We start from the raw sequence: 25,140 nt of genomic DNA, 5'->3' as shown, positions 1-25,140 counted from the left end.
GATCAGGGGGAGGAGCCGTGGCGCTCCTCCCCCCTTCTGTCTCGGTCGAGGGCCTGATGCCCCGTCTCAGGACGCGGAGCGAGGCCGGTCGGTGAACATCCGCCGTCCGGCCTCGCGAGCCCGGACGTGCGGGATTGACTCGGCGACAATGCTCGACGGCGTCGCGGCTGATGCGAGGGGCTGCCTCGTCCCCGGCCCTCCGGCCGAACGGTCTCACGCCTTCAGGACGGGCTCCGCGATGTCGCCGCCCCCGCCGCGGGCCCTGAGATATTCGGGCTGGAACAGGCACATCCGCACGGCGTCGCGGTAGCGCCCGTTCACGAAGAACTCGTCCTTGAGCACGCCCTCGGGATGGAAGCCGCAGCGCTCGTAGATCCGCACGGCCCGGGCATTGTCCCGGTCGACGTGCAGGTAGAGCTTGTGGATGTTGAGCACGCTGAAGGCGTAATCCATGGCGATCCGGGTGGCCTGCCACGCGTAGCCGCGCCCCTGGAAGCTCGGATGGATCGCGATCTGGAACTCGCAGCGCCGGTGCAGGTGGTTGATCTCGACCAGCTCGATCAGTCCGGCCGGTTCTCCGCTCGGATCGGCGACGATGAAACGGCGCTCGGTCTGATTGTGGATGTTGCGCTCGTAGAGCTGCTGGAGTTCGGCGAAGGACTCGTAGGCCTCCTCGAACCAGTAGCGCATGATGCTGTCGTTGTTGTTGAGCTGGTGGACGAAACGCAGGTCCTCCCGCTCCAGCGGTCGCAGCTTGATGGTGATTCCGCTCATCGCGTTCATGACGCACACGCCTCGATCAGGTTGCGCAGGAACCGCTCACCCTGGCCGAGGGCGTCGAGGGTGATGAACTCGTCGGGCTGGTGCGCCTGGGCGATGTCGCCGGGGCCGCAGACCACCGTCGGGAGGCCCGCCGCCTGGAACCGTCCGGCCTCGGTGGCGTAGGGGACGGCGACGGTATGGTTGCGTCCGGCGAGACGCAGGCAGAGCCGCTCGGCCTCCGAGCCCGGCTCGGGGGCCAAGCCCGGGATGTCCACCTCCTCAAGGGTCTCGATCCGCCCATACGCGCCGTAGCGGTTCAGGCGCTCGCGGGTGACCCGATCGACCTCCTGGGCGAAGAGGCGCGGAATCTCGGCCGGGTCGAGATCCGGGAGGCCGCGATACTCCCAGAAGAAGCGGCACTCCTTGGCCAGGATGTTCCGGGCGGTCCCGCCTTGGATCGTCCCCACATGGACCGTGGTCGAGGCCGGGTCGAACCGCCCGGACGGGTCGCCGCGCTCGATCATCAGATCGGCGATCCGGTTGAGGCCGGCCACGAGATCGCAGGCGGCCGAGACGGCGTTCGCCCCGAGGGCGGGACGGGCCGAATGGGCCTCATGGCCGTGAACCGTGGTGAGGCAGGTGACGATGCTCTTGTGGGCGTCCGCCACCTCCATGCCGGTGGGCTCGCCGACGATCACCGCGGCGGGCCGCGGCAGGTCGGCGCCGAACCGCGCGATCCCGTCCATGGATCCGAGACAGGTCGTCTCCTCATCGTAGGAGAGCAGGATGTGGATCGGCCGCTTCAGGCCGGCGGCGAGCATGTCGGGCACCAGGGCCAGGGCCAGCGCGTCGAAACCCTTCATGTCGACCGCGCCCCGTCCGTAGGCCCGGCCGTCGGCAAGGCGCAGCGTGAACGGGTCGCTGGTCCAGGCCTGCCCCGTCACCGGCACCACGTCGGTATGTCCGGACAGGACGACGCCGCCGTCGACCATCGGCCCGATCGTGGCGAGGACGGCCGCCTTGTCGCCCCCAGGGTTCGGCAGATGCAGATACGGGACGTTCCAGCCGCCCAGATAATCGCAGACGGCCTCGATCAGCGGGAGGTTGGACTTGTCGCTCTCCGTGTCGAAGGACACGAGGCGGGCGAGCATGTCGAGCGGGCTGAGCCGCTCGCCGGTCGCGGACATGGATTCCTCCGGGGCGAGGCCCCGGGCCGGGACCTCAGTGCAGGCTGCGGCGGACGTGCGGGCTGTCGAGGGAGAAGGCGGGGATCTCGGCCTCGAAGCTCTCGCCGGCCACCGTCGCCATGGTGTAGCTGCCGGCCATCAACCCGTCGGGCGTGTTGAGGGGACAGCCGCTGGTGTAGCAGAAGGACTCGCCCGGCTCCAGCACGGGCTGCTTCCCGACCACGCCGGTGCCGCGCACCTCCTGGCAGGCGCCGTGGCCGTCGATGATGCGCCAATGCCGCGAGCGCAGCTGAACCTGCTCGCTGCCGTTGTTCACGATCTCGACCGTGTAGGCGAAGAAGTAACGGCTCTCATTCGGCGAGGATTCCTCCTCGACGAAGCGAGATTGCACGGTCACACTAATTCCCCGCGTCTCGGCCTTGTACATCGCCCTATTTGGCCCTTCTTCGGACTGTGCGATTCGCAGAAGCCGAAAGGAACGCGCTTCCTGGCCGGTCGTAGTAGGCGGCGGAATCGCCGTCAATTGCGGCGGACTACCTCGCGTCGTCCCGATCCCGGCCGCGGGCCGGGCGCCGCGACCGGCCGGGTCGCGGCGCCGACATGACGCGGCCCTCGGAAGCGGTTAAGCCCGCGTTAGCGGGTCCCGGCCGACAACGCTCGCCGACGCGGACCTGCCGGGCGCGCGAAGGAGTCATGGGCGCGATGAACGCGGGCGCAGCCACGGGAGCCGCCGATTCGGGCGCGGATGGCCGGTCCGGCATTCTGCCGGCCCAGGCGATCGCCGCCCTGGCCAGGGCGGGCGGGATCCGCGCCGCGACGCCCTTCGCGCCCGACCAGATCCAGCCCGCGAGCCTCGACCTGCGCCTGGGCGCCAAGGCCTACCGGGTGCGGACGAGCTTCCTGCCGGGCTCCGGCCGGACGGTCCAGGCCTGCGTCGACCGGCTGTCGCTGCACGCCGTCGACCTGCGACCGGGTGCCGTCCTGGAGACGGGCTGCGTCTACATCGCCGAGCTGCAGGAGAGCCTCGCCTTGCCGGGCGACCTCGCGGCGGCGGCCAACCCCAAAAGTTCGACCGGGCGCATCGACGTCTTCACCCGAGTCATCACCGACCGGGGCGAGGCCTTCGATCAGGTGGAGCCCGGCTATGACGGGCCGCTCTACGCGGAGATCTCGCCGCGCACCTTCCCGGTCCTCGTGCGGACCGGCTCGCGCCTGTCGCAGATCCGCTTCCGCCGCGGGGCGCCACGGCTGACCGAGGCCGAGCTCGGCCTGCTCCATGCCCGCTCGGCGCTGGTCGACGTGGGCAGTCCGTCCCTTCAGGGCGGTGTGGCGGTCTCGGTGGACCTCTCCGGCTTCGACGGCCTCGTCGGCTATCGGGCGAAGCGCCATACCGGCCTCGTGGACGTGGACGCCCCCGGCCGTCATCGCGCCGCGGATTTCTGGGAGCCCCTGGCGGCCGACGGATCGGGCAGCCTGATCCTCGATCCCGGGCAATTCTACATCCTGGCCTCCAAGGAAGCGGTCCAGGTCCCGCCGGACCACGCCGCCGAGATGGTGCCGTTCGATCCGCTGGTGGGCGAGTTCCGGGTCCACTACGCCGGCTTCTTCGATCCGGGCTTCGGCTATGCCGGAGCCGGCGGGGAGGGGGCGCGGGCCGTCCTGGAAGTCCGCTCCCGCGACGTGCCGTTCCTGCTGGAGGACGGGCAGATCGTCGGCCGCCTCGTCTACGAGCGCATGCTCGACCTCCCGGAGACGCTCTACGGGGCGGGGGCGGGGTCGAACTACCAGGCCCAGGGCCTCAAGCTCTCGAAGCACTTCGCGTTGTAATCCGGCCCGGAGCCGTCGACGGGAGCATCGTTCGCATGGACGCGGTGGACCGGAAGATCCTGGACCTCCTCCAGCAGGACGCGACCCTCCCGGTGGCCGAACTCGCCGAGCAGGTCGGGATCAGCGCGGCCCCCTGCTGGCGCCGGGTGAAGAAGCTGGAGGCCTCCGGCGTGATCCGGCGCCGGGTCGCCCTGGTGGATCGCCGCAAGGTCAACGTCCCCACCACGGTGTTCGTGGCCGTGAAGGCGCCCCGTCACGCCGCCGACTGGTCCGACGCGTTCCGGCGGGTCGTCGCCGGCTTCCCGGAGATCGTCGAGGCGTGGCGCCTGACCGGCGAGATCGACTACCTTTTGCGGATCGTGGTGCCGGACATCGAGGCCTACGACGCGGTCTACCAGCGCCTCATCGCCAAGCTCGACTTCTCGAACCTGTCCTCCTCCATCGCCATGGAGGAGATGAAGTACACGACCGCGGTCCCGACGATCTACGTGGCGTGACGCGGTCGCTCCGCGGCGCGACTCAGCCCGCCGCGACCGCGTAGGTCCGGTGGATCGACGAATCCTGCGCCCGGTGGTCGTAGCCGTAGACGTGGATCGAGACGGCCGCGTCCGGCCCGTCATTGGCGATCCGGTGCAGGTTCGGTCCCGACGGCATCATGCAGGCGACGAAGCCGGGCTCGCGGACGACGTCCTGCGTCGCCACCGCGTGGGTCTCGCTGATCGGGCGGTACCACGTTTCCCGCAGCCGGCCGCGCAGCAGCCCGAAGCAGCACGAGCAGTGATGGTCGTGGACCGGCGTCGCCGCGCCCGGCGCCCACACCATCGCCCAGACGCTGATCGCCTCGGTGCCGAACAGCAGATTGCGGCTCAGGCCCGGACCGCGGCCGACCAGCCGCGACGGGTCGAGGAGATCCGGCTGGGTCAGGATGCGGACCAGCGTGGCCCGGGCCGCGGCCAGATAGGCCTCCGGCGAGCGGCCCGCGGAACGGGCGAGGCTCGCCATCATCGCCTCGACATCGGTCGGGATGGTCGTCTGCGGCATCGGCGGGTCTCCTTCGGCGCCCTTCACGCGGCGCCCTTCACGAGGCTGCGCGAAGCATACCGCAGGCCCGACGGCGCGGGGTTGCGTTCTTGACCGCGATGTCGCCCGAGCGAGCAATGGGATTGCGCCATTCGGCGATCGGACGAAATCCCGTTGCGCGCCCTCCGCTATCCCGGCGAAGCCGATGCCGTCGTGACGGAACCGGGCGTGCCGTCGGCGAACGTCCGGCCGTCCCGACGCCATAGCTCTCCGGGGATCGGTTCCTGCCGGGAAAAGGCGGCGGATGAGCCCGCGATGACGCCGGCGAGAACCACCGAGGGTGTCAGCCGGCCGCGGCCTCGTCGAGCAGCCACGCCACGGCGCCCGTGCTGGTCACACGGCCGGCGGGCAGGCTCTCGCCCGCGGCGAGCCGGGCGAGGGGCGCCCGCTTGCCGGCGCCGGTGACCAGAAACAGCACGTGCCGCGAGGAGGCGAGCGCCGGCAGCGTCAGGCTGATCCGCGGGACGAACGGCTCCAGGCCGGCCTCGGGCACGGGGACGACGAGTCGCCGGGCCTCGTCGGCGGCAGGCGTGCCGGGAAACAGCGAGGCGGTGTGCCCGTCCTCGCCGAGGCCGAGCAGAACGAGATCGAACAGCGGCCGTGCCGGATCGAGGCGCTCGGCGCCGTAGAAGTCGAGAAGCGTCCGCTCATAGGCGCGGGCGCCCGCGTCCGGGTCTGCGTCGGACGGGATGAAGTGGAGGTGCGTCGGCGGGATCGGGGCACCGTGCCCGAACGCCTCCCGGACCATCCGGACATTGCTGCGCGGGTCGTCCCACGGCACCGCGCGATCATCCCCGAAGAACCAGTGGATTCGCGCCCAGGGGAGTCGGGTCGCGTAGTCCGGCCCCGAGAGCAGGCCGTACAGCACCTTGGGCGTCGAACCGCCCGAGAGGCAGATCGCGATCCGCTCGGACCGGCTCTCGCCGCAGGCCTCGATGAGCCGCTCGGCCGCCGCGCGGGCGACCGCCTCCGGATCCTTCAGGATGTGGCTTCCGACGGGAAGGCTCATGGGTGACGGCCCTGCGGCTCCGGGGGTCGGACGGGTCGGTCGGCGGGCGGCCCGAGGCGGCCGGCTCAGCCCTTCGGCTCCTGGTGGCCGCCGAAGCCCTTGCGCATCGCCGAGAGCAGCTTGTCGGCGTAGCTCGCGTGCTCCCGGGAGCGGAAGCGGCGGTAGAGGGCGGCGGAGAGCACCGTCGCCGGGACGCCTTCCTCGACGGCGGCGTTGATGGTCCAGCGGCCCTCGCCCGAATCCTCCACGTAGCCGGAGAAGTCGGTGAGCTGCTCGTCGCCCGCCAGCGCCTGGGCGGTCAGGTCGAGGAGCCACGACGAGACGACGCTGCCGCGCCGCCAGACCTCGGCGATGTCGCCCATGTTCAGGTCGAAGCGGCGCTCGGCCGGCAGCTCCTGGGCATTGGCGTGGCGGAGGATGTCGAAACCCTCGGCATAGGCCTGCATCAGCCCGTACTCGATGCCGTTATGGACCATCTTGACGAAGTGGCCGGCACCGGTCGGCCCGGCATGGATGTAGCCCTGCTCGGCGCGCGGGTCGCGCCCCTCGCGGTTCGGCGTCTTGGGGATGTCGCCGACGCCCGGCGCCAGGGTCTTGAAGATCGGGTCGAGGCGGTCGACGGTCTCGGTATCGCCGCCGATCATCATGCAGTAGCCGCGCTCCAGGCCCCAGACGCCGCCCGAGGTGCCGACATCCACGTAGTGCAGGCCCTTCTCCTTCAGAGCGAGCCCACGGCGGACATCGTCACCGTAGAAGGAATTGCCGCCGTCGATGACGCAGTCGCCCGCCTGCATCAGGCCCGACAGCGTCTGGACCGCCTGCTCGGTGATCGCGCCGGCCGGCAACATCACCCAGGCCGCGCGCGGCACCTCCAGCTTGGAGACCAGATCCTCCAGGCTCGATGCGCCGACCGCGCCGGCCTCCACCAGCGCCGCGACGGCCTCCGGGTTCTGGTCGAACACCACGGCCGTGTGTCCGTCGCGCAGGAGACGCCGGACGATGTTGCCGCCCATCCGGCCGAGGCCGATCATGCCGAGTTGCATTGCCGTCATCTCCTCGGGGGTTTTCCTCCCCCGTGCGGGGAGGGGTCAGGGGTGGGGGTGGTGCAGACGGGACCGCTGAGCCTCATCGGGAATCGCCCCCACCTCCGGCGCCTACGCCACGGCGGCCTTGAGGGCCGCAGCGATGCGCTTCAGCCCGGCCTCGAGGTCGCCCTTGATGTGGACCCGCAGCGCCCGCCGGCCCCGCTCGGCCAGCACGGCGAAATCACCCCGCGCCTGCGCGGCCACGACGGTGGCGAAGCCGAGGGAGCGGCCCGGGATCGGCAGGTCCTGCGACGGATCCGCGGTGATCTGCAGGAACACGCCGGTATCCGGGCCGCCCTTGTAGGCCTGACCGGTGGAGTGCAGGAACCGGGGCCCGAACTCCAGGCAGGTCGCCACCTTGCGGGTGTCGCGTACGGCGATCCGTGCCTCCTGGAGGATGCCGGCGGCCTCGGCGTTGCGCGGCACGTAGGCGAGCAACCCGAGGTAATCGCCGTCCTTCAGCCGGGCGATCTGCGCCTTGAGCGCAGGCTCCAGGCCGTCGGTCGCCTGCTTCAACCCGTCCGCGTTCTGCGGGTCGGCGTAGAGGGCGATCGCATCATCCGAGAAGAGCGGCGTCTCCGCGGGGAGGGCGCCGCTCGCCTCGGCCTCGGCGAACAGCTTCTTGGTCTCGACCTTGCTGGCCTCGACGTCGGGCTGGTCGAACGGGTTGATGCCGATCACCGCGCCGGCCACGGCGGTGGCCATCTCCAGCCGGTAGAATTCCTGCGGCAGCTGCTCGACCGAATCGAGGGTGATGCGGGCGATCGGGTGGCCGTCCCGCTCCAGGGCCCGCAGGGCCTCGTCCTGCGCGGCCTCGGCGTTGCCGTCGAGGCGGAGATAGATGAAGAACCGATCGTGCCCGTAGACCGCCGGAACGCCCACCGGCTCGCCGTCCACGGGAACCAAGCCCTTGCCCTGCTTGCCGGTCGATTCCGCGATCAGCTGTTCGGCCCAGGCGCCGAAGCTCGCGATCGCCGGGGAGGCGACGATCGTCACCTTGTCGCGGCCGGCCAGCGCCGCCGCGCCCATGGCGGTCCCGAGCAGCACGCCCGGGTTCTGGGCCGGAGGCACCGCCGGGCCGCAGGAACGGACCATGATGCGGGCCGTCTCCAGAACCGCCTTGACGTCGAGGCCCATGGCGGCCGCCGGCACGAGGCCGAAGGCCGAGAGCACCGAGTAGCGCCCGCCGATCTGCTTCACGCCGTAGAAGATGCGCTTGAACCCGTCCGCCTTCGCGGCCCGCTCCATATCGGAGCCGGGGTCGGTGACGGCCACGAAGTGGTCGCCGGCCCGGTCGCCGAGCACGTCCTTGGCGCGCGCCAGGAAGTAGTCGCGGAAGACGTTCGGCTCCAGCGTCGAGCCGGATTTCGACGCGACGATGAACAGCGTCTTCGCCAGATCGATGCTCGCTTCCAGGGCGCGCACCTGATCCGGGTGGGTCGAGTCGAGGATCTGAAGCTTCGGGAAGCCTTCGCGCTGGCCGTAGGTCAGGCTCAGAACCTCCGGGCCGAGGCTCGATCCGCCCATGCCCAACACGACGACGTCGGTGAAGCCTTCCGCCTTCACCCAGTCCGAGAAAGCCGCGTAGTCGGCGGCCTTCTCCAGTTCCTCCTCGACGATGTGCAGCCAGCCGAGCCAGTTCGCCTCGTCATGGCCGGACCAGACCGAGGCGTCGCCCGCCCAGAGCCGACGGATCGAACCGCTCGCGCGCCAGGATTCGACGGTCTTCTTGGCCTCGGCCGCGAGGGTGTCGTCCATCACGAGGCTCTGGCCGTCCAGCCGATGCCCCAGGAGCGCGGTGCGCTTGCCCGCCACGGCGCCGAGCAGATTGTCGGCGGCGTCGATGAAGAGCTGCACGCCCTCCTTCACCAGCTGCTCGGCGACGGCCTCGATGTCGATGCCGGACCGCGCGAGCTTGGCCATCACGGCCTCGGCGCCGGGCACGTCCTCCTCGATCGTCGCCCGCACCACGCCGTGGTCGCGGAACGCGTCCATGGTGGCGGGCGGCATGGTGTTGACGGTGTTCGGCCCGATCAGTTCCTCGACGTAGAGGACGTCCGAATAGGCCTTGTTCTTCGTGCCGGTGGAGGCCCAGAGCAGGCGCTGCGCCTTGGCGCCCTTCTCGGCCAGGGCCGTCCACTTGGACTCCGCGAAGATCCGCTTGTAGCGCTGGTAGGCGAGCTTGGCGTTGGCGATCGCCACCTTCCCCTTCAGCTGCTCCAGGGCGAATTTCTCGTCGGGATCGTTGGCCTCGGCGATCTTCTCGTCGAGGCGCTTGTCGACCAGGACGTCGATGCGGCTGATGAAGAAGCTCGCCACGCTGGCGACCTTCGAGACGTCGTGGCCGGCCTTCGCGCGCGCGTCCAGCCCGTCGATGAAGGCGCGGGCCACGGCCTCGTAGGCCTCCTGCGAGAACAGGAGGGTGACGTTGATCGAGATGCCCTCGCTGGTGAGCTGCCGGATCGCCGGGATACCCTCCGGTGTGGCCGGCACCTTCACCATCAGGTTGTCGCGTGCGACCGCCTTGTGCAGGCGCCGGGCTTCGGCCAGCGTCTCCTCGGTGTCGAGGGCGAGGTAGGGCGAGACCTCCAGGCTGACATAGCCGTCGGCCCCGTCGCTCGCCTCGTAGACCGGGCGGAGCACGTCGGCGGCCGCCTGGATGTCGGCGATGGCGAGACCCTCGTAGAGGTCGATGACGCGGCTGTCCCCGGTCACCTGAACGGCCTTCAGGCTGTCGTCGTACTCGTCCGAGTGCCCGATCGCCTTCTCGAAGATCGACGGGTTGGAGGTGACGCCGCGCAGGCCGTCGCGCTCGACGAGCTGCTTCAGTTCGCCTTTCTGGATGAAGCCGCGGGCCACGAAGTCGAGCCAGACCGCCTGATCCTGTTCGTCGTGCAGGGCCTTGAGCGCGTTCATGTCGGTTCCTCGTCTCGCGTGCCGCTACTTGCCGGGCGCTCTCCCTCACCCCTCTGCGGGGGAGGGTGGCCCTCGCGTCAGCGAGGGTCGGGAGAGGGGGACCCGGGCTCAGGGAAGGTCGCGGCCTTCATATAAGGACGGCACCGTCCTGTGCACCGTCGCTCCCCTCTCCCGACCCCCTTCGGGGCCTCCCTCCCCCGCAGAGGGGGGAGGGAGGCGTCGCGCATCAGCTGTTACCGCTTATGCTTGGCCATCTGCGCCTTCGCGGCCTCCAAGACCTTGTCGGGGGTGAAGCCGAATTTGGTCTGGAGATCCTTGATCGGCGCCGAGGCGCCGAAGGTGTGCATGCCGATGATCGCGCCCTCGGAGCCGGCGTAGCGGTCCCAGCCGATGACACTGCCCTGCTCGACGGCCACCCGTGCCTTGACGGCGGGCGGCAGCACCGAGTCGCGGTAGGCCTGATCCTGCCGCTCGAACAGGTCCCAGCACGGCATCGACACCACCCGGGCCTTCACGCCCTCGGCCTTCAGCGCCTCGTAGGCGCCGACGCAGAGCTGCACCTCGGAACCCGAGCCCAGCAGGATGACGTCGGGCGTGCCGTCGCAATCGGCGAGCACGTAGCCGCCCTTGGCGGTGCCGGAGGCCGCGCCGTACCGGGTCCGGTCGAGGGTCGGCAGCGGCTGGCGGGAGAGCGCGAGCACGGCCGGCTGGTTCCTCAGCGAGAAGATCACCCGGTAGGCCTCGGCCACTTCGTTGGCATCGGCCGGGCGCAGGGTCACGAGGCCCGGGATGCAGCGCAGCGACAGCAGCTGCTCGACGGGCTGGTGGGTCGGCCCGTCCTCGCCCACGCCGATCGAATCGTGCGTGAAGATGTGGAAGACCGGCAGCTCCATCAGGGCGGCGAGACGGATCGGCGGGCGCATGTAATCGGCGAAGACCAGGAAGGTCGCGCCATAGGCCCGCAGACCCGACAGCCCGAGGCCGTTCACGATCGAGCCCATGGCGTGTTCGCGGACGCCGAAATGCAGGTTGCGACCGCCCGGCGAGAACGGGCCGAACGAGCCCGCGCCCTCGAAGGTCAGGTTCGACTTGTTGGACGGCGCCAGATCCGCCGAGCCGCCGAGCAGGAACGGCACGTGCTGGGCGATGGCGTTCAGCACCTTGCCGGAGGATTCCCGGGTGGCGAGGCCCTTGGCGTCGGCCTCGAAGACCGGGATGTCCTTGTCCCAGCCGTGCGGCAGCCGGCCTTCCAGGAAGGCGTTCAGGTCCTCGGCGTGGGCGGCATCCGCCGCCTTGGCCTGGCTCAGCAGGCCCTGCCACGCGTCGTAGAGGCCGGCGCCGCGCTTGCCGATCCCATCGCGGAAATTCTCGCGGACGCCGTCCGGGACGAGGAACTGCGCGTCCTCCGGCCAGCCGTAGGCGCGCTTGGCCCCCTTGACCTCGTCTTCGCCCAGCGCGTCCGAGTGGGCCTTGGACGTGCCCTGCTTCTTCGGCGCCCCGTAGCCGATCACCGACTTGACGATGATCAGGGTCGGCCGGTCGTTGGTGGCGAGGAAGGTCTCGATCGAGCCGGCGAGCGCGTGCACGTCGTTGGCGTCCGCAACGCGCAGAACCTGCCAGCCGTAAGCGAGGAACCGGGTGGCCACCTCCTCGCCGAAGGCCAGCTCGGTGTGGCCCTCGATGGTGATGGTGTTGTCGTCGTAGATCCAGCAGAGGTTCGCGAGCCGGAGGTGACCGGCGAGGGACGCAGCCTCCGAGGCCACGCCCTCCATCAGGTCGCCGTCCGAGCACATCGCGTAGACGTTGTAGTCGAAGAGCGGCAGGTTCGGCCTGTTCAGGTGCTGGCCGAGGAAGCGGCTGCCCATGGCCATGCCGACCGAGTTGGCCACACCCTGGCCGAGCGGGCCGGTGGTGGTCTCGACGCCGGTGGTGAAGTGGTACTCGGGATGGCCCGGGGTCCGGCTGTCCAGCTGGCGGAACTTCTTGATGTCGTCCAGCGACACCGCCGGCGCGTTGCCGCCGTCGCTCTGCGCGACGCCCGCGAGATGCAGCAGCCCGTAGAGCAGCATCGAGGCGTGGCCGCAGGACAGCACGAAGCGGTCGCGGTTCGGCCAGTGCGGATGGGCCGGGTCGTAGCGCAGGTAGCGGTTCCACAGGGTGTAGGCGACCGGCGCCAGCGCCATGGGCGCACCGGCATGGCCGGAATTGGCCTTCTGCACCGCGTCGATCGCGAGCGTCCGGATCGTGTTGATGCTGAGCGTATCGATCTCAGCGAGGTCCGCCTTGGCGGGAGTGTCAGCACCGCTCATGATGTCGCGTCTTCCAGTTCGCCTCGCGCGGTCCGTTTCGCGGCTTCGCGCTGCCGTAGGACGGCGGGAGGGGCTCCGTTGGCCTTACCACCCTGCCGATCCGCCGGCCCTTCGCCGCGCGTATAGCTGAGCAGCGTGTTGACGAGCGCGACGTGCGTGAACGCCTGAGGGAAGTTACCCACAAGACGCTTGGCTTGCACGTCGTATTCCTCGCTGACCAGGCCGAGATCGGTGCAGATGCCGATCAGGCGCTCGATCAGCACCCCCGCTTCGTCGCGGCGCCCCAGGCCGATGAGGTTGTCGGCGTACCAGAAGGTGCAGGGCAGGAAAGCCCCCTCGCTGCCCGTCAGGCCGTCGGTCGTCTGGCCCTCGGTCTCGTAGCGGAGGATGAACCCGTCCCGCATCAGCCCCTTGCCGATCGCCTCGACGGTGCCGATCACCCGGGGGTCGTCCTGCGGCAGGAAGCCGGTATGGGCGATGAGCAGCAGGCTCGCGTCCAACGCCTTCGAGCCATAGGACTGGACGAAGCTGTTGAGCGCGGGGTCGAAGCCCTTGGCGCAGACCTCGGCGTGGATCTCGTCCTTGATGGCGCGCCAGCGCTTGGCATGTTCCTCGGTGGCGCCCGATTCGTGCATCTCGTGCATGCGCAGGGCCCGGTCGAACGCCACCCAGGCCATGACCTTGGAATGGGTGAAGTGGCGCCGCCCGCCGCGCACCTCCCAGATCCCCTCGTCGGGCTCGCGCCATGCCTGTTCCAAGTGGCCGAGGATCGCGAGGCCGACCCGCAGGCCGTCCTGGCTCACCGGCAATCCGCGGGCATGAGCCTGATAGAGCGCGTCGAACAGCTCGCCGTAGACGTCGATCTGGAATTGGCTGGCGGCGGCGTTGCCGATTCGCACGGGCCTCGAATTCTCGTAGCCCGGCAGCCAGTCGAGCTCGATCTCGGGCAGCAGCCGCTCGCCGCCGATCCCGTAGAGGATGTGCGCCTGCTCGGGATTGCCGGCCACGGCCCGAAGCAGCCAGCCCAGCCAGTCCCGGGCCTCGTCGATATAGCCCGCATCCATCAGGGCGATCAGGGTCAGGGTCGAATCGCGCAGCCAGCAGAACCGGTAATCCCAGTTGCGGATCCCGCCGAGCCCCTCCGGCAGGGACGCCGTGGGCGCCGCCACGATGCCGCCGGTGGGTTCGTAGATCAGCGCCTTGAGGGTCAGCAGGGAGCGCTGGAGCATCCGGTCCCAGGGGGCGCCGCCCGCGCAGCGGCACGCCCAATCCCGCCAGTGCTGATCCGTGGCTTCGAGAACCTTGCGCGGCTCGATCGGGGGCGGATCGTCCTCGTGGGAGGCCCCGTAGCTCAGGACGAACCGGTGCTGGTCGCCGGCATGGACCGTGAACTCGGCCACGGTGGTCTGCGCCTCCGATCCCTTGAGATGGACATCGGAGCGCAGCACGACTTTGTGCGGTCCCGAGACGGCGCGCAGGTCGCCCAGCTCGGAGCGCGACACCCAGGGCACGGCCGAGCCGTAATCGAACCGGACCGCCATCTCCATCCGCATGGCGACCCGCCCGTGCACGCCCTCGACGAGGCGCACGAGATGCGATCCGTCGCCGACGGGCATGAAGTCCGTGACCAGGACCTCGCCGAGCCGCGTGGTGTGCCGCGTCTCCAGGACGAGGCTGCCCGGGCGGTAGGACCACCGTGTCTCGACGTGCTCCGCCTCGGGGAAGATCTTCCAGAAGCCGTGCGCCTCGGTGCCCAGCAGGCTGGTGAACAGGGCGGCCGCGTCGAAGCGCGGCCAGCACAACCAATCGACGCTGCCCTGCCGGCTGATCAGCGCGGCGCTGCGGCAATCCCCGACGAGCGCGTAATCCTCGATGCGTGCAGCCATCCGGCCCCGGCTCCGGTCCGCGGACGGAAGCTCGGTCCATCCGCTGCGACGCACCTAGGACGTCCGTCCACGAGATCCAGAGGTTTGGGGCCGGCCCGCGGATGCGGTCAGCGCAGGCAGTCGGCCACCGCCAGGGCCACCGAGCCCTGAACCGACGCAGCACCTTTGCGCACGAAGTCCGCGGCATCGCCGACCGCCCGGGCCGCAGGGACCAGCGTCTCGACCACCGAGGTGGCAAACGGCAGGGCCCGCCCAGGGAGCAGCGCATCCTCGGCCGGTTCGGCGGCTTCCGCGCGTCCGGGCGCCATGGGATCGATCGGGCTGCGGGGCGCCTCGGGGCAGCGCCGTCCCGGGCAGGTACGTCGACCCGCCACCGCCACATGGGACGTCGCCCGCGCCGTCGTCGCCGGACGGACGGGCAGGGCCCCCGTCCGCGAGACCGCAGCGTCCAGAGGGTACAGCTCGGCGAACGCGATCGCGGCCGGCGGCCGGATCGGCGACACCACCGCGGCGACCGGTGCGAAATCCGTGGGTCCGAGAGCGGGGGATCCGCCCGCCCGGGCACCGGGGGGCACCGGATTGGACGACGGGCAGTAGAGCGAGGCCACACCCAAGAGCGCCACGACGGCCAGCGTCGGCAGGAAGGGCATGGACACGCGGCCATTCGCGGCGTCCGTCAGGGCGGGCTGATCTGGCCTGCGCATCCGAATCACCGATCTCCCTGACCACCGTGAGGCGAAGAGAATGCGGCCAGCATTGCGGCGGAAGCTGGACCGTTTCTTTGCGCGGCGGTTACCGGCATCGTACATTGGGATTGCGCGGATTCGTCCGCGACGGGCCCCGACGCGGGCACGGGCCTTGCTTAGTTCGCGGCGGCCCGAACCGGGCCGTCCTCCAGAAGAAGACCCGCCCCGTCCCGGGCCAAGATGACCGAATCCAATCTCACCGTCGCCGTGATCGATCCGAGCCGCGCCCGCGCGGCCATTCTGGAGGAGGGCCTGCGCGCCGCCGGAATCGGGCGTGTGGTGGTGATTCCCGATACCGCCGACCTCATGGAACGCGTGGCCGCGCTGAAGCCCGACGTGGTGGTGATCCATCTGGAGAGCCCGAGCCGGGACATCCTGGAGCAGATGTCGGGCGTTTCCCGGCAGGTCGAGCGGCCGGTGGCGATGTTCGTCGACCGCTCGGATTCGACCATGATGCAGGCCGCCGTCGATGCCGGGATCTCCGCCTACGTGGTGGACGGGCTGCGGGCGGAACGGATCAAGTCGATCCTCGACATCGCGATCCTGCGCTTCAACGCCTTCGCGCGCCTCCAGCGCGAGCTGACGGAGGCGCGCAGCGAACTCGCCGACCGCAAGCTGATCGAGCGGGCGAAGGGCATCCTGATGACCATGAAGGGCCTGTCCGAGGACGAGGCGTACAAGCAGCTGCGCCGCAAGGCCATGAACGAGAAGCGCAAGATCGTCGACATCGCCCGGGCGATCGTCACCACCGCGGACCTGCTCGGATGAGGCTCCAGCTCGGCTACGTCCCGCTCTGCGATGCGGCCCCCCTGATCGCGGCCCATGAACTGGGCTTCGCCCGGGCCGAGGGGCTCGACCTCGACCTCACCGCCGAGCCCTCCTGGGCGACCCTGCGCGACCGGCTGGCGCTGGGGCACCTCGACGGCGCGCACATGCTGGCGCCGCTGGCGTTGGCGAGCCGGCTCGCCTTGTCCGGGCCGCCCTCCGACCTGATCGTGCCGCTCCAGCTCAGCACCGACGGCAATGCCCTCACGCTGTCCCGCACCCTCTGGGCGGCGATGGCCCCCGACAGCGAGGCCCTGCCGGATGTCGCCCGCGCCTTCGCGGGCGTCGCGGAGATGCGGCACCGCGCCGGAGACCCGCTCACCCTCGGCACCGTGCATCCCTTCTCGTGCCACAGCTACCAGCTACGGCTGTTCGCCGAAGCCGGGAGCCTCGACCCTGCCGCGTTCCGCACGGTCGTGGTCCCCCCGCAACATTGCGTGGAGGCCCTGGCCCGCGGCCTGGTCGACGGATTCTGCGCCGGCGCACCCTGGAACGACGTGGCGGCCGAGGCCGGGCATGGGCGCATCGCCGTCCACGGCAGCGCCCTCGCGCCGAACGCGACCGAGAAGGTCCTGGCCGTCTCCGCACGGCTCGACGGCGCGATCCTGCCGCTGGTGCGGGCGGTCGCCCGGGCGGGACGCTGGTGCGCGGATCCGGAGAACCGGACCGAGCTGATCCATCGCCTCGCACGCCGGACCTATCTGAATCTCGATCCGGCGTTGGTCGCGCGGACCTTTTCCGACGGTCCGGACGTCATGGCCGGGACGGGTGCGCGTCTCCGCTTCGGCGCGGCGATCGAGGAGCCGCGCGCGGCGCAGGCCCGCTGGGTGCTGGAGCAGATGCGCGCCGCGCAGCAGATCCCCGGGCCTTTCGACATCCCGGCGGCGATCACGACCGTCTACAGACCCGACCTTTACCGGCAGGCGGTCGCCGACATCTGAGGCCCGCGACACTTCGAGCCATTCGTCATCGACCCGCAACGCCGGCGCGAACAGCCGCGGAACGTCGGGCGGGCTCGCCCGTTGTGCCTACGCCATGCCTGGATGTCGCAAACTCGAAACTGGATCGTTGATGTCGCATCCGCGCGGGCGGGTCGAACTTCGACGCTACGTATGCCGGGGCGGCCGCGTCCCCCGCGCCTGCAACGACAACCGGCGGGCCGGTGCGCGCCACGCTTGGTACTGGGTGCTGGCGGCCGGCGCGATGCCGACCCTGGGCCTCCTGGCGATGCTGTCGCAGCTGCTGTAGCTCCCACATCAATTGGACTGGTTATCGTCCAGCGAGAGTGGGGGCTGAGTGCCCGCGCTGTCCAAAAGGACAGACTTCGACATTCGTTACAGGTAGAATGCCGTTCAAATACGGAAGTTGTTCACATATAAGTTCGATATTTCGTCGTCGAAGTATTCTCGACCGACTTTTGCTCGCTCTCCAGTTTGCCCGTGTCGTGATCCGACGACGGTGAGCGTCAACCCGACCCTCCGTCAGTCCGGAAGACATCCTTAATCCTCCGCAGCTCGCCCCACCGCGCCGCTGGCGCGTGATCGCTTTTGCGACGAGCCGCACAGATTTTGTGCAGCGCAGACGGGCGGCCCCTGGGGCACCTCCGTTCTGCAGGCCTCGCCCCGGCGTCAGCGTCCGCGCGCGCCGTGCGGCGCATTTCGATTGGCACGGAACCTGCGTGGCGAGCCGCGTCCGTCAACGGCGACGGACAGCGCCGTCAGCGAGGCCGCTGATCCGGTTCTCCTGGGGCTGAAGCCTGCCGGGAGACGACCGGCAGCGGCTTTTTCGTGGGCGGTCCGCCAACGACCCTGCAATCGAGGTTCCAGACACGATCGAGCGATGGCGACATCCCCTAAAGACACACGCGGACACGACGCGCGCGCCGAGAGCGGCCTCCCGCGCGAGACATTGGTCGTCGTCGGCAACGGCATGGCCTCCCTGCGATTCCTGGAGCGGCTCACGGAGATCGCGCCCGGCCGTTACGACATCACCTGCATCGGCGCCGAGCCGACGGTCGCCTACAACCGGGTCCTGCTCTCCTCGCTGCTCGGCGGCGAGGTCGACGAGGCCGCCTGCGCCTTCCGGGGCCTCGACTGGTACGCGGATCACGGCATCCGCCTGATCACCGGCGCGCCGGCGACCCGGATCGACCGGGAGAACGGGTACGTCCGCGTGGGCGAGACCCACGTCCTGCCCTTCGACAGGTTGGTCCTCGCGGTCGGCTCCCTGCCGATCCGCCTGCCGAAGCCCGGCATGGATCTCCCCGGCGTCATCACCTTCCGCGACCTCGCCGACGTGGCGGCGATCCGGAAAGCCGCCGTGCAGCACGCCCGGGCGATCGTCATCGGCGGCGGCCTTCTCGGCCTGGAGGCGGCGGTCGGGCTCGCGCGCCTCGGCGTCGAGACCACGCTGCTCCACGTCATGGACCGGCTGATGGAGCGCCAGCTCGACCACCATGCCGCCGCGCTCGTGAAGCGTGCCATGGAAGCGCGGGGGGTTCGGGTGATCCTCAAGGCGGATACCGCCCGCCTCGAAGGAGACGGCCGCGTCGAGCGCCTCGTCCTGGCGGACGGCACCGCGCTCCCGGCCGACCTCGTGGTGATGTCGGTGGGCGTGCGCCCCTCGGTGGCGCTGGCGCAGGCCGCGGGACTGGCGGTCGGCCGGGGCATCACGGTCGACGACCGGATGACCACCTCGGACCCGCGGATTTTCGCGCTCGGCGAGTGCGCCGAGCACCGCGGCCAGATCTACGGCCTGGTCGAGCCCGCCTACGAGCACGCCGAGACGCTCGCCCGCCACCTCGCCGGCGAGCCGGCCGAGTACCGGGGCACGGCCCTGTCCACGAGCCTGAAGGTATCGGGCCTGCCGGTCTTCTCGGCCGGGATCGTGGACACGCCCGACGATGCGGAGGCGATCGTGCTCTCCGACCCCGGAGCCGGCCTCTATCGCAAGCTTCTGGTGCGCGATGGAAAGCTGATCGGCGCGGTGTTCGTCGGCGACATCGCCGAACAGGGCGCCTGCAAGGGCCTGATCCGCTCCGGCGACCCGATCGAGAACGTGGACGACTTGATGTTCGGGCGCCCCGTGCCCGAGCCGCTGGCTGCTTGAGGAGGCGCGGATGTCCGAGACCACCACCCAGAGCGCCGCAGGCGCGTTCGAGGCCGAGCAGAAGCGCTACCTCGAGGGCTTCGCCTCCGGCATCGCCGCCGTCCGCATGACCGGCGGCCTCGCCGCGGGCGGGGCCGGGGCGGCCGCGCCGCCCGCCGAGCCCACGGGCCCGGACGCGATCCACATCAAGGCGCAGGACAAGACCGTCAAGGCGGGCGGCAAGCTCTGCGACCAGGAGAAGTGGAAGCGCGCCGAGAACCCGTTCGACGGCCACAACCGCCTGATCCAGGAGGCCGCCGCCGGCAAGCAGCCGAAGCCCGAGGACAATTTCCGCTGGCGCTACCACGGCCTGTTCTGGGTCGCGCCGAACCAGGTCTCGTACATGTGCCGGCTGCGGATCCCCAACGGGATCCTGCACCATTGGCAGTTCGCGGGCGTCGCCGACCTCGCCGACGAGCATGGCGGCGGCTACGTCCACGTCACCACCCGGGCGAACCTCCAGGTGCGGGAGATCGGCCCCGAGCACGCCCAGCCCTTCCTCGACGGGCTCACCGATATCGGCCTCACGGCCCGGGGGGCGGGCGCCGACAACATCCGCAACGTCACCGGTTCGTCGACCGCCGGCATCGACGCCCAGGAACTGCTGGACACGCGCCCGCTCGCCAAGTCCTGGCACAACTGGATCCTGAACGACCGCTCCCTCTACGGCCTGCCGCGCAAGTTCAACGTCGCCTTCGACGGCAGCGGCGTGATGCCGACCCTGGAGGAGACCAACGACATCGGCTTCCAGGCGGTGGAGGTTCTCGACGGCGCTTCGGTGCCTCCGGGGATCTACATGCGCCTCGTGCTCGGCGGCATCTCGGGCCACCGCGACCTCGCCCGCGACACCGGCATCGTCCTGAAGCCGGAAGACTGCAACACCGTCGCCGACGCGATCATCCGGGTATTCATCGAGAACGGCGACCGGACGAACCGCAACAAGAGCCGGATGAAGTACGTCCTCGACGCCTGGGGCTTCGACAAGTACCTCGCCGCCGTCGAGGACAAGCTCGGCCGCAAGCTCGACCGGGTCGCGCCCGAGCACGTGGCGCCGCGTAAAGCCACCGACCGCTACGCCCATGTGGGCGTCCACGCCCAGAAGCAGCCCGGCCTCAACTGGGTCGGCGTGGTCCTGCCGGTCGGCAAGATGACGAGCGATCAGGTGCGGGCGCTCGCCAAGATCGCCGCGGAGTGCGGGGACGGCCAGATCCGCCTCACCGTCTGGCAGAACTTCATTTTTTCCGGTGTTCCGGACGCGAAGGTCGCCGAGGTGGAAGCCCGCGTGGACGCGCTCGGCCTCACCACCAAGGCCGCCGGCATCCGCTCCGGCCTCGTGGCCTGCACGGGCGCCAAAGGCTGCAAGTTCGCGGCCTCCGACACCAAGGGCCACGCGCTGATCATCGCCGACCATGTCGAGAAAGCCGTGCCGAACCTCGACGTGCCGGTGAACGTCCACCTCACCGGCTGCCACCACAGCTGCGCCCAGCACTACATCGGCGATATCGGGCTGATCGGCGCCAAGGTCGTCGTCTCGGAGGAGGGCGACACCGTCGAAGGTTACGACGTCGTGGTCGGCGGCGGCTTCGCCGAGAACCCGAAGATCGGCACCGAGATCTGGCAGGCCGTGAAGGCCGAGGATGCGCCCTCCCGCGTCGAGGCGCTGCTGCGCGCCTACCTCGCCCTCCGCCAGGGCCCCGAGGAGAGCTTCCAGGCCTTCACCAGCCGCACCGGCGCGGAGGCGCTCCGCGACGCCGCCGAGGACCAGCCCGCTCTGAAGGCCGCCGCATGACCCAGCACGTCTCGCCCCCCCTCGTCCTGATCCCCGAGACCGCGCCCTTCAACGAGGACCAGCGCGCCTGGCTCTCGGGCTACTTCGCGGCCCTGCTCGGCCCCGCCGTCGCGGGCGCCACGGCGCTCGCGCCCGGCGAAGGCCCCGCGACCGGGCCGAAACTGGCCGACAACGACGACGCCCCCTGGCACGACCCGTCGATGCCGCTCGGCGACCGGATGGCGATGGCCAAGGACCGGCCCGAGCCGCAGAAGCTGATGGCCGCCATGGCCCAGCAGGATTGCGGCCAGTGCGGCTACAACTGCGCCGACTACGCCAACGCGATCTTCCTGAAGAACGAGGCGCGCCTGAACCTTTGCCAGCCCGGCGGCAAAGAGACCCTGCGCATGCTCAAGAAGCTGGACGAGGAGTTCGGCGCCGCCGGGGGCGCCCCGGACGCGCCGAAGGCGGACGATGACGCCCCGAAGGCCGCCGCCGACCTCGGGCCGCTCGGCTTCTGCCGCGAGAACCCGGTCGAGGCGCTGTTCCTGTCCCGCCGCCGCCTCAACGATCCGGGCGGCGAGAAGGAGACGTGGCACATCGAGATCGGGCTGGACGGTACGCCGATCCAGTACGAGGTCGGCGACTCGCTCGGCCTGTTCCCTGCTAACGCCCCGGCGCTGGTGGACGCGGTGATCGCGGAGCTCGGCGCCCGGCCCGAGCGGGTGATCGGCGAGAAAACCCTGCGCGAGCACCTGCTGATCAACTACGCGCTGGGTGCCGCGCCGGACAACCTCTACCAGCTCCTGTCGCTGCTCACCTCGGGGCCAGCCCGCAAGAAGGCGCAGGCGCTGGCCTCCGGCGAGGATCCGGACGGCGATGCCGCCTATCTCGACGTCCTCGGCGCCCTGCACAAGTTCCCGGGCGCGCGGCCCGACGCCGAGGTCTTCCTGGAGGCCTTGGACGAGCTGCAGCCGCGGCTCTATTCGATCTCGTCCTCGCCCAAGATGGATGTCGGCCGCGTGTCCCTGACGGTGGACGCGGTGCGCTACAACCACCGCTCGCGGCTGCGGCTCGGCGTCGCCTCGACCCATCTCGGCGAGCGCCTGCCCGAGCAGACCAAGGTCAAGGTCTATCTTCAGAAGGCGCACGGCTTCGGGCTGCCGGCCGATCTGTCGAAGGACGTGATCATGTGCGGCCCCGGCACCGGCATCGCGCCGTTCCGGGCGTTCCTGCGGGAACGTGCCGCCACGCAGGCGCCCGGCCGCAACTGGCTGTTCTACGGTCACCAGCGCCAAGCCAGCGACTTCTTCTACAAGGACGAGCTGACCCAGCTGAAGGACGACAAGGTGCTCACCCGCCTGTCCCTGGCTTGGTCCCGGGACGGCAAGGAGAAGACCTACGTCCAGGACCGGATGCGCGAGAACGGCTCCGAGCTGTGGAAGTGGCTCGAGGGCGGCGCGCATTTCTACGTCTGCGGCGACGCCAAGCGCATGGCCAAGGACGTCGAGCGGGCGATCATCGACGTGGCCGCGCAGTTCGGGGGCAAGAGCCCCGAGGATGCGGTGGCCTACCTCGCCGCGCTGAAGAAGGCCGGGCGGTATCAGGCCGACGTGTACTGAGCAGCCCAACCCTCCACCCCCCTCTGCGGGGGAGGGTGCCCCGCGGATGCGGGGCGGGAGAGGGGAGCGACGGTGCAGAAGAGGGCTGTGGCCTTCATGAAGGCTGCACCCCTTCCGGACGCGTCGCTCCCCTCTCCCGACCCCCTTCGGGGGCCACCCTCCCCCGCAGAGGGGGGAGGGAGACGCGGCGCGAACCTTCGAGGACTTCAGCCATGACCCAGCCCGTGGCGGCGTCGACGGTGCGGACCACCTGCCCCTATTGCGGGGTCGGGTGCGGCGTGCTCGCGAGTCCGGACGGGCAGGGCGGCGCCACGATCGCGGGCGACACCGACCACCCGGCCAATTTCGGGCGCCTGTGCTCGAAGGGCTCGGCGCTGGGCGAGACCCTGTCGCTGGAGAACCGCCTGCTTCACCCGCAGGTCGACGGCGCGCAGGTCTCATGGGATGCGGCCCTCGACACCGTGGCGGGCAAGCTCCGCGCGGTGGCCGAGGAGCACGGCCCGGACGCGATCGCCTTCTACCTGTCGGGCCAGCTCCTCACCGAGGATTATTACGTCGCCAACAAGCTCGCGAAGGGCTTCATCGGCACGCCGCACGTGGACACCAATTCCCGGCTGTGCATGTCGAGCGCGGTGGCGGCCCATCGCCGGGCCTTCGGCTCCGACACGGTGCCGGGCTGCTACGAGGATCTCGACGAGGCCGACCTGATCGTGCTGGTCGGCTCCAACACCGCGTGGTGCCACCCGATCCTGTTCCGCCGCATGGCCGACGCCAAGGCGCGCCGCGGGACCAAGTTCGTGGTCATCGACCCCCGCCGGACCCAAACCGCGGAGGAATCCGACCTGTTCCTCGGCATCCGGCCAGGCACCGACACCGCGCTGTTCTCGGGCCTGCTGGTCTACCTGTCCGACAACGGCTTCCGCGATCGCGCTTTCATCGATTCCCATACGGCCGGCCTCGACGGCGCCCTCGACCGCGCCCGCCAGATCGCGCCGGACGTCGCGGCGGTCGCCGCCGTCACCGGCGCGCCGGAGGCCGACATCGCGGCCTTCTACGCCCTGTTCGCCGGCACCCGCCGGGTGGTCACGGCCTTCTCGCAGGGGGTGAACCAGTCGGCGCAGGGCACCGACAAGGGCAACAGCATCATCAACTGCCACCTCGTCACCGGCCGCATCGGCGAGACCGGGATGGGGCCGTTCTCCCTGACCGGCCAGCCCAACGCCATGGGCGGGCGCGAGGTCGGGGGGCTGGCCAACATGCTGGCCGCCCACATGCACTTCACCCCCGAGGAGGTGGACCGGGTGCGCCGCTACTGGGGCGCCCCGCGGATCATCACCGGCGAGGGCATGAAGGCGGTGGCGCTGTTCGAGGCGATCGCCCGGGGCAAGATCAAGGCGCTGTGGGTGATGGGCACCAACCCGCTGGTCTCGATGCCGCGGGCCGACGCGATCCGCGAGGCGCTCGCCGGCCTCGACCTCTACGTGGTGTCCGAAGCGGTGGCGGATTCCGACACCGCCCGAGGCTGCGGCAGGACCACGGTGCTGCTGCCCGCCCAGGCCTGGGGCGAGAAGGACGGCACGGTCACCAATTCCGAGCGGCGGATTTCCCGCCAGCGCCGCTTCCTCGCGAGCCCCGGCGAGGCGCGGCCGGACTGGGCGGCGCTGGCCGATGTCGGCCGCCGCCTCGGGCACGGAAAGGCCTTCGCGTTCGACTCCGCCGCCGCGATCTTCCGCGAGCATGCCGGGCTCTCGACCTACGAGAACAACGGCACCCGCGACTTCGACCTCGGCGCGCTCGCGGACATCAGCGACGCCGCCTACGACGTGACCCTGCCGGTGCAGTGGCCCATCCCGAAGCGCTCCGGCTTCCGGGGCGCCCCGCAGGGCAAGGCCAGGCTGTTCGGCGACGGCCGGTTCTACACCTTCGACCGGCGCGCCCGCTTCGTCGCGGTGCAGCCGCCGGCCCTCGCGCTCGCGGCCTCGCCGACGTTCCCGCTCATGCTCAACACCGGCCGGGTCCGCGACCACTGGCACACGATGACGCGTACCGGGAAGAGCCAGCGCCTCTCGGCGCACCGGGCCGTCCCGTTCGTCGAAATCCACCCGGACGACGCGGCGGCCCACGGCCTCGCGGAGGGCGACATCGCCCGGCTCACGACCGAGCACGGCGCGGCCGAGCTGGAGGTGACGGTCACCGACACGGTGGTGCCGGGCAATCTGTTCATGCCGATGCACTGGGGCGGCGCCTTCGCGTCGCAGGCCCGGGTCGGCGCGCTGGTGCGCGGCATGACCGACCCGGTCTCGGGCCAGCCCGAACTCAAGGCGACCCCGGCGGCCATCGCGTCCGTCGGCTACCGCGCCCGCGGCTTCCTGCTGACGCGCCGGCAGGTGGCGATGCCCGAGGGCTGGTGGTGGGCGCGCGCCGCGATCACCGGCGGCTGGGGCGCGCAGTTCGCCACCGCCGACAGCTCCCGGGCGGTGGCGCTGATGGTGCGCGGCCTGATCCAGAGCGAGGCCCTGTCGGGCTGCGAGCTGGCGGAATATGCCGATCACACCCGCAACCGCTACCGCTGCGCGGTCTATGACGGCGACCGCCTCGTCGCCTGCCTCGCCTACGCGCCCGCGGGGGAACGGCCGGACTGGGAGGCCGCCAAGGCCCTGTTCGCCACCGAGGTGCCCGACGCCGCCGAGCGACGGGCGCTGCTCTCGGGCCGCGCGGCCACGGCCTCGGCGGGGCCCGTGGTCTGCGCCTGCCACGGCGTCGGCGCCGACGTCATCGCCACCACCATCGCCGGGGGCGCCGCCTCCGTCGAGGCGGTGGGCGCCGCCTGCAAGGCCGGCACGAATTGCGGCTCGTGCATACCGGAGATCCGCAAGATGCTGGCCGGGCAGACCGCATGCGCCGCGTGATTTTCTGATACACTTGCCGGCGAGGACAGACCGACCCGTCCAACCGGACCCCCTCATCCTGG

General features: G+C 70.6%; 19 protein-coding genes. 9 read left to right on the top strand and 10 right to left on the bottom strand.

Features of this window, described 5'->3' with window-relative positions:
* Window positions 1–213 precede the first annotated feature (213 nt).
* From speG to apaG, 3 genes are read right to left on the bottom strand one after another with little or no spacing between them, the layout of a single operon-like run.
* Window positions 214–783, bottom strand: coding sequence for a spermidine N1-acetyltransferase (gene speG / locus ABIC70_RS22870; RefSeq protein WP_078946951.1), 570 nt, complete (start codon window positions 781–783; stop codon window positions 214–216).
* The gene (argE, locus tag ABIC70_RS22865; protein WP_354441266.1) at window positions 780–1,949 is read right to left on the bottom strand and encodes an acetylornithine deacetylase; all 1,170 of its coding nucleotides are present in this window, start codon (window positions 1,947–1,949) and stop codon (window positions 780–782) included. Before argE ends, speG begins: the two co-directional genes overlap by 4 nt.
* A gap of 34 nt (window positions 1,950–1,983) precedes the next feature.
* Window positions 1,984–2,376, bottom strand: coding sequence for a Co2+/Mg2+ efflux facilitator ApaG/CorD (apaG, locus tag ABIC70_RS22860; RefSeq protein ID WP_043355208.1), 393 nt, complete (start codon window positions 2,374–2,376; stop codon window positions 1,984–1,986).
* Window positions 2,377–2,651: 275 nt separating this feature from the next.
* Here apaG and ABIC70_RS22855 point away from each other — a divergent pair, with 275 nt between their 5' ends.
* Window positions 2,652–3,776 (top strand): 2'-deoxycytidine 5'-triphosphate deaminase, encoded by a 1,125-nt coding sequence (locus ABIC70_RS22855; protein WP_043355214.1) that lies wholly within the window; start codon window positions 2,652–2,654, stop codon window positions 3,774–3,776.
* A 35-nt stretch (window positions 3,777–3,811) separates the two neighbouring features.
* A complete protein-coding gene (locus ABIC70_RS22850) occupies window positions 3,812–4,273 on the top strand; it encodes an Lrp/AsnC family transcriptional regulator (RefSeq protein WP_012319278.1) in 462 nt (153 codons plus the stop codon).
* A gap of 22 nt (window positions 4,274–4,295) precedes the next feature.
* On the opposite strand, the gene ABIC70_RS22845 is transcribed toward ABIC70_RS22850, so the two are convergent.
* The 7 genes from ABIC70_RS22845 to ABIC70_RS22815 all read right to left on the bottom strand — a co-directional run bounded on the left by ABIC70_RS22845 (window position 4,296) and on the right by ABIC70_RS22815 (window position 14,765).
* Window positions 4,296–4,817: a cysteine dioxygenase gene (locus tag ABIC70_RS22845; RefSeq protein ID WP_274927266.1), complete on the bottom strand. Its 522-nt coding sequence runs from the start codon at window positions 4,815–4,817 to the stop codon at window positions 4,296–4,298.
* 322 nt (window positions 4,818–5,139) lie between these two features.
* A complete protein-coding gene (gene pgl / locus ABIC70_RS22840; protein ID WP_354441263.1) occupies window positions 5,140–5,865 on the bottom strand; it encodes a 6-phosphogluconolactonase in 726 nt (241 codons plus the stop codon).
* 65 nt (window positions 5,866–5,930) lie between these two features.
* Window positions 5,931–6,908, bottom strand: coding sequence for a phosphogluconate dehydrogenase (NAD(+)-dependent, decarboxylating) (gene gnd / locus ABIC70_RS22835; protein WP_043384168.1), 978 nt, complete (start codon window positions 6,906–6,908; stop codon window positions 5,931–5,933).
* Between the two features lie 111 nt (window positions 6,909–7,019).
* Window positions 7,020–9,866, bottom strand: a complete 2,847-nt coding sequence (locus ABIC70_RS22830) for a bifunctional transaldolase/phosoglucose isomerase (RefSeq protein ID WP_354441261.1) — start codon at window positions 9,864–9,866, stop codon at window positions 7,020–7,022.
* Window positions 9,867–10,099: 233 nt separating this feature from the next.
* A complete protein-coding gene (gene tkt, locus ABIC70_RS22825) occupies window positions 10,100–12,175 on the bottom strand; it encodes a transketolase (RefSeq protein ID WP_354441259.1) in 2,076 nt (691 codons plus the stop codon).
* Complete coding sequence (locus ABIC70_RS22820) at window positions 12,172–14,061, bottom strand: glycoside hydrolase family 15 protein (protein ID WP_043385017.1); 1,890 nt, start codon at window positions 14,059–14,061, stop codon at window positions 12,172–12,174. The genes tkt and ABIC70_RS22820 overlap by 4 nt, the downstream gene beginning before the upstream one ends.
* A 107-nt stretch (window positions 14,062–14,168) precedes the next feature.
* On the bottom strand, window positions 14,169–14,765 hold the full coding sequence (locus tag ABIC70_RS22815) for a hypothetical protein (protein ID WP_354441257.1): 597 nt from the start codon (window positions 14,763–14,765) through the stop codon (window positions 14,169–14,171).
* A gap of 222 nt (window positions 14,766–14,987) precedes the next feature.
* Here ABIC70_RS22815 and ABIC70_RS22810 point away from each other — a divergent pair, with 222 nt between their 5' ends.
* From ABIC70_RS22810 to ABIC70_RS22780, 7 genes are all read left to right on the top strand, one after another.
* Window positions 14,988–15,575, top strand: a complete 588-nt coding sequence (locus ABIC70_RS22810; RefSeq protein WP_043353887.1) for an ANTAR domain-containing response regulator — start codon at window positions 14,988–14,990, stop codon at window positions 15,573–15,575.
* A complete protein-coding gene (locus ABIC70_RS22805) occupies window positions 15,572–16,573 on the top strand; it encodes a CmpA/NrtA family ABC transporter substrate-binding protein (RefSeq protein ID WP_345820029.1) in 1,002 nt (333 codons plus the stop codon). Before ABIC70_RS22810 ends, ABIC70_RS22805 begins: the two co-directional genes overlap by 4 nt.
* Window positions 16,574–16,703: 130 nt before the next feature.
* Window positions 16,704–16,880: a hypothetical protein gene (locus tag ABIC70_RS22800; RefSeq protein ID WP_158498452.1), complete on the top strand. Its 177-nt coding sequence runs from the start codon at window positions 16,704–16,706 to the stop codon at window positions 16,878–16,880.
* 591 nt (window positions 16,881–17,471) lie between these two features.
* Window positions 17,472–18,740, top strand: a complete 1,269-nt coding sequence (locus ABIC70_RS22795) for an NAD(P)/FAD-dependent oxidoreductase (protein ID WP_354441255.1) — start codon at window positions 17,472–17,474, stop codon at window positions 18,738–18,740.
* A gap of 10 nt (window positions 18,741–18,750) precedes the next feature.
* Entirely contained in the window at window positions 18,751–20,568 is a 1,818-nt protein-coding gene (locus ABIC70_RS22790) for a NirA family protein (protein ID WP_354441254.1), read from the top strand.
* A complete protein-coding gene (locus ABIC70_RS22785) occupies window positions 20,565–22,169 on the top strand; it encodes a sulfite reductase subunit alpha (protein ID WP_354441253.1) in 1,605 nt (534 codons plus the stop codon). The genes ABIC70_RS22790 and ABIC70_RS22785 overlap by 4 nt, the downstream gene beginning before the upstream one ends.
* Before the next feature lie 212 nt (window positions 22,170–22,381).
* Entirely contained in the window at window positions 22,382–25,078 is a 2,697-nt protein-coding gene (locus tag ABIC70_RS22780) for a nitrate reductase (RefSeq protein WP_354441252.1), read from the top strand.
* Window positions 25,079–25,140 lie beyond the last annotated feature (62 nt).

It is taken from the genome of Methylobacterium sp. 1973 (assembly GCF_040545035.1).
Lineage (GTDB): Bacteria > Pseudomonadota > Alphaproteobacteria > Rhizobiales > Beijerinckiaceae > Methylobacterium > Methylobacterium fujisawaense.
The sequence above is the reverse complement of the archived record's forward strand: the minus strand, read 5'-3'. Positions and strand labels throughout refer to the sequence as shown.

Bases quoted from the DNA above. Each gene is read 5' to 3' on its own strand.
- speG (WP_078946951.1), bottom strand. From the start codon at position 783: ATGAACGCGATGAGCGGAATCACCATCAAGCTGCGACCGCTGGAGCGG.
- argE (WP_354441266.1), bottom strand. From the start codon at position 1,949: ATGTCCGCGACCGGCGAGCGGCTCAGCCCGCTCGACATGCTCGCCCGC.
- apaG (WP_043355208.1), bottom strand. From the start codon at position 2,376: ATGTACAAGGCCGAGACGCGGGGAATTAGTGTGACCGTGCAATCTCGC.
- ABIC70_RS22855 (WP_043355214.1), top strand. From the start codon at position 2,652: ATGAACGCGGGCGCAGCCACGGGAGCCGCCGATTCGGGCGCGGATGGC.
- ABIC70_RS22850 (WP_012319278.1), top strand. From the start codon at position 3,812: ATGGACGCGGTGGACCGGAAGATCCTGGACCTCCTCCAGCAGGACGCG.
- ABIC70_RS22845 (WP_274927266.1), bottom strand. From the start codon at position 4,817: ATGCCGCAGACGACCATCCCGACCGATGTCGAGGCGATGATGGCGAGC.
- pgl (WP_354441263.1), bottom strand. From the start codon at position 5,865: ATGAGCCTTCCCGTCGGAAGCCACATCCTGAAGGATCCGGAGGCGGTC.
- gnd (WP_043384168.1), bottom strand. From the start codon at position 6,908: ATGCAACTCGGCATGATCGGCCTCGGCCGGATGGGCGGCAACATCGTC.
- ABIC70_RS22830 (WP_354441261.1), bottom strand. From the start codon at position 9,866: ATGAACGCGCTCAAGGCCCTGCACGACGAACAGGATCAGGCGGTCTGG.
- tkt (WP_354441259.1), bottom strand. From the start codon at position 12,175: ATGAGCGGTGCTGACACTCCCGCCAAGGCGGACCTCGCTGAGATCGAT.
- ABIC70_RS22820 (WP_043385017.1), bottom strand. From the start codon at position 14,061: ATGGCTGCACGCATCGAGGATTACGCGCTCGTCGGGGATTGCCGCAGC.
- ABIC70_RS22815 (WP_354441257.1), bottom strand. From the start codon at position 14,765: ATGCGCAGGCCAGATCAGCCCGCCCTGACGGACGCCGCGAATGGCCGC.
- ABIC70_RS22810 (WP_043353887.1), top strand. From the start codon at position 14,988: ATGACCGAATCCAATCTCACCGTCGCCGTGATCGATCCGAGCCGCGCC.
- ABIC70_RS22805 (WP_345820029.1), top strand. From the start codon at position 15,572: ATGAGGCTCCAGCTCGGCTACGTCCCGCTCTGCGATGCGGCCCCCCTG.
- ABIC70_RS22800 (WP_158498452.1), top strand. From the start codon at position 16,704: ATGTCGCATCCGCGCGGGCGGGTCGAACTTCGACGCTACGTATGCCGG.
- ABIC70_RS22795 (WP_354441255.1), top strand. From the start codon at position 17,472: ATGGCGACATCCCCTAAAGACACACGCGGACACGACGCGCGCGCCGAG.
- ABIC70_RS22790 (WP_354441254.1), top strand. From the start codon at position 18,751: ATGTCCGAGACCACCACCCAGAGCGCCGCAGGCGCGTTCGAGGCCGAG.
- ABIC70_RS22785 (WP_354441253.1), top strand. From the start codon at position 20,565: ATGACCCAGCACGTCTCGCCCCCCCTCGTCCTGATCCCCGAGACCGCG.
- ABIC70_RS22780 (WP_354441252.1), top strand. From the start codon at position 22,382: ATGACCCAGCCCGTGGCGGCGTCGACGGTGCGGACCACCTGCCCCTAT.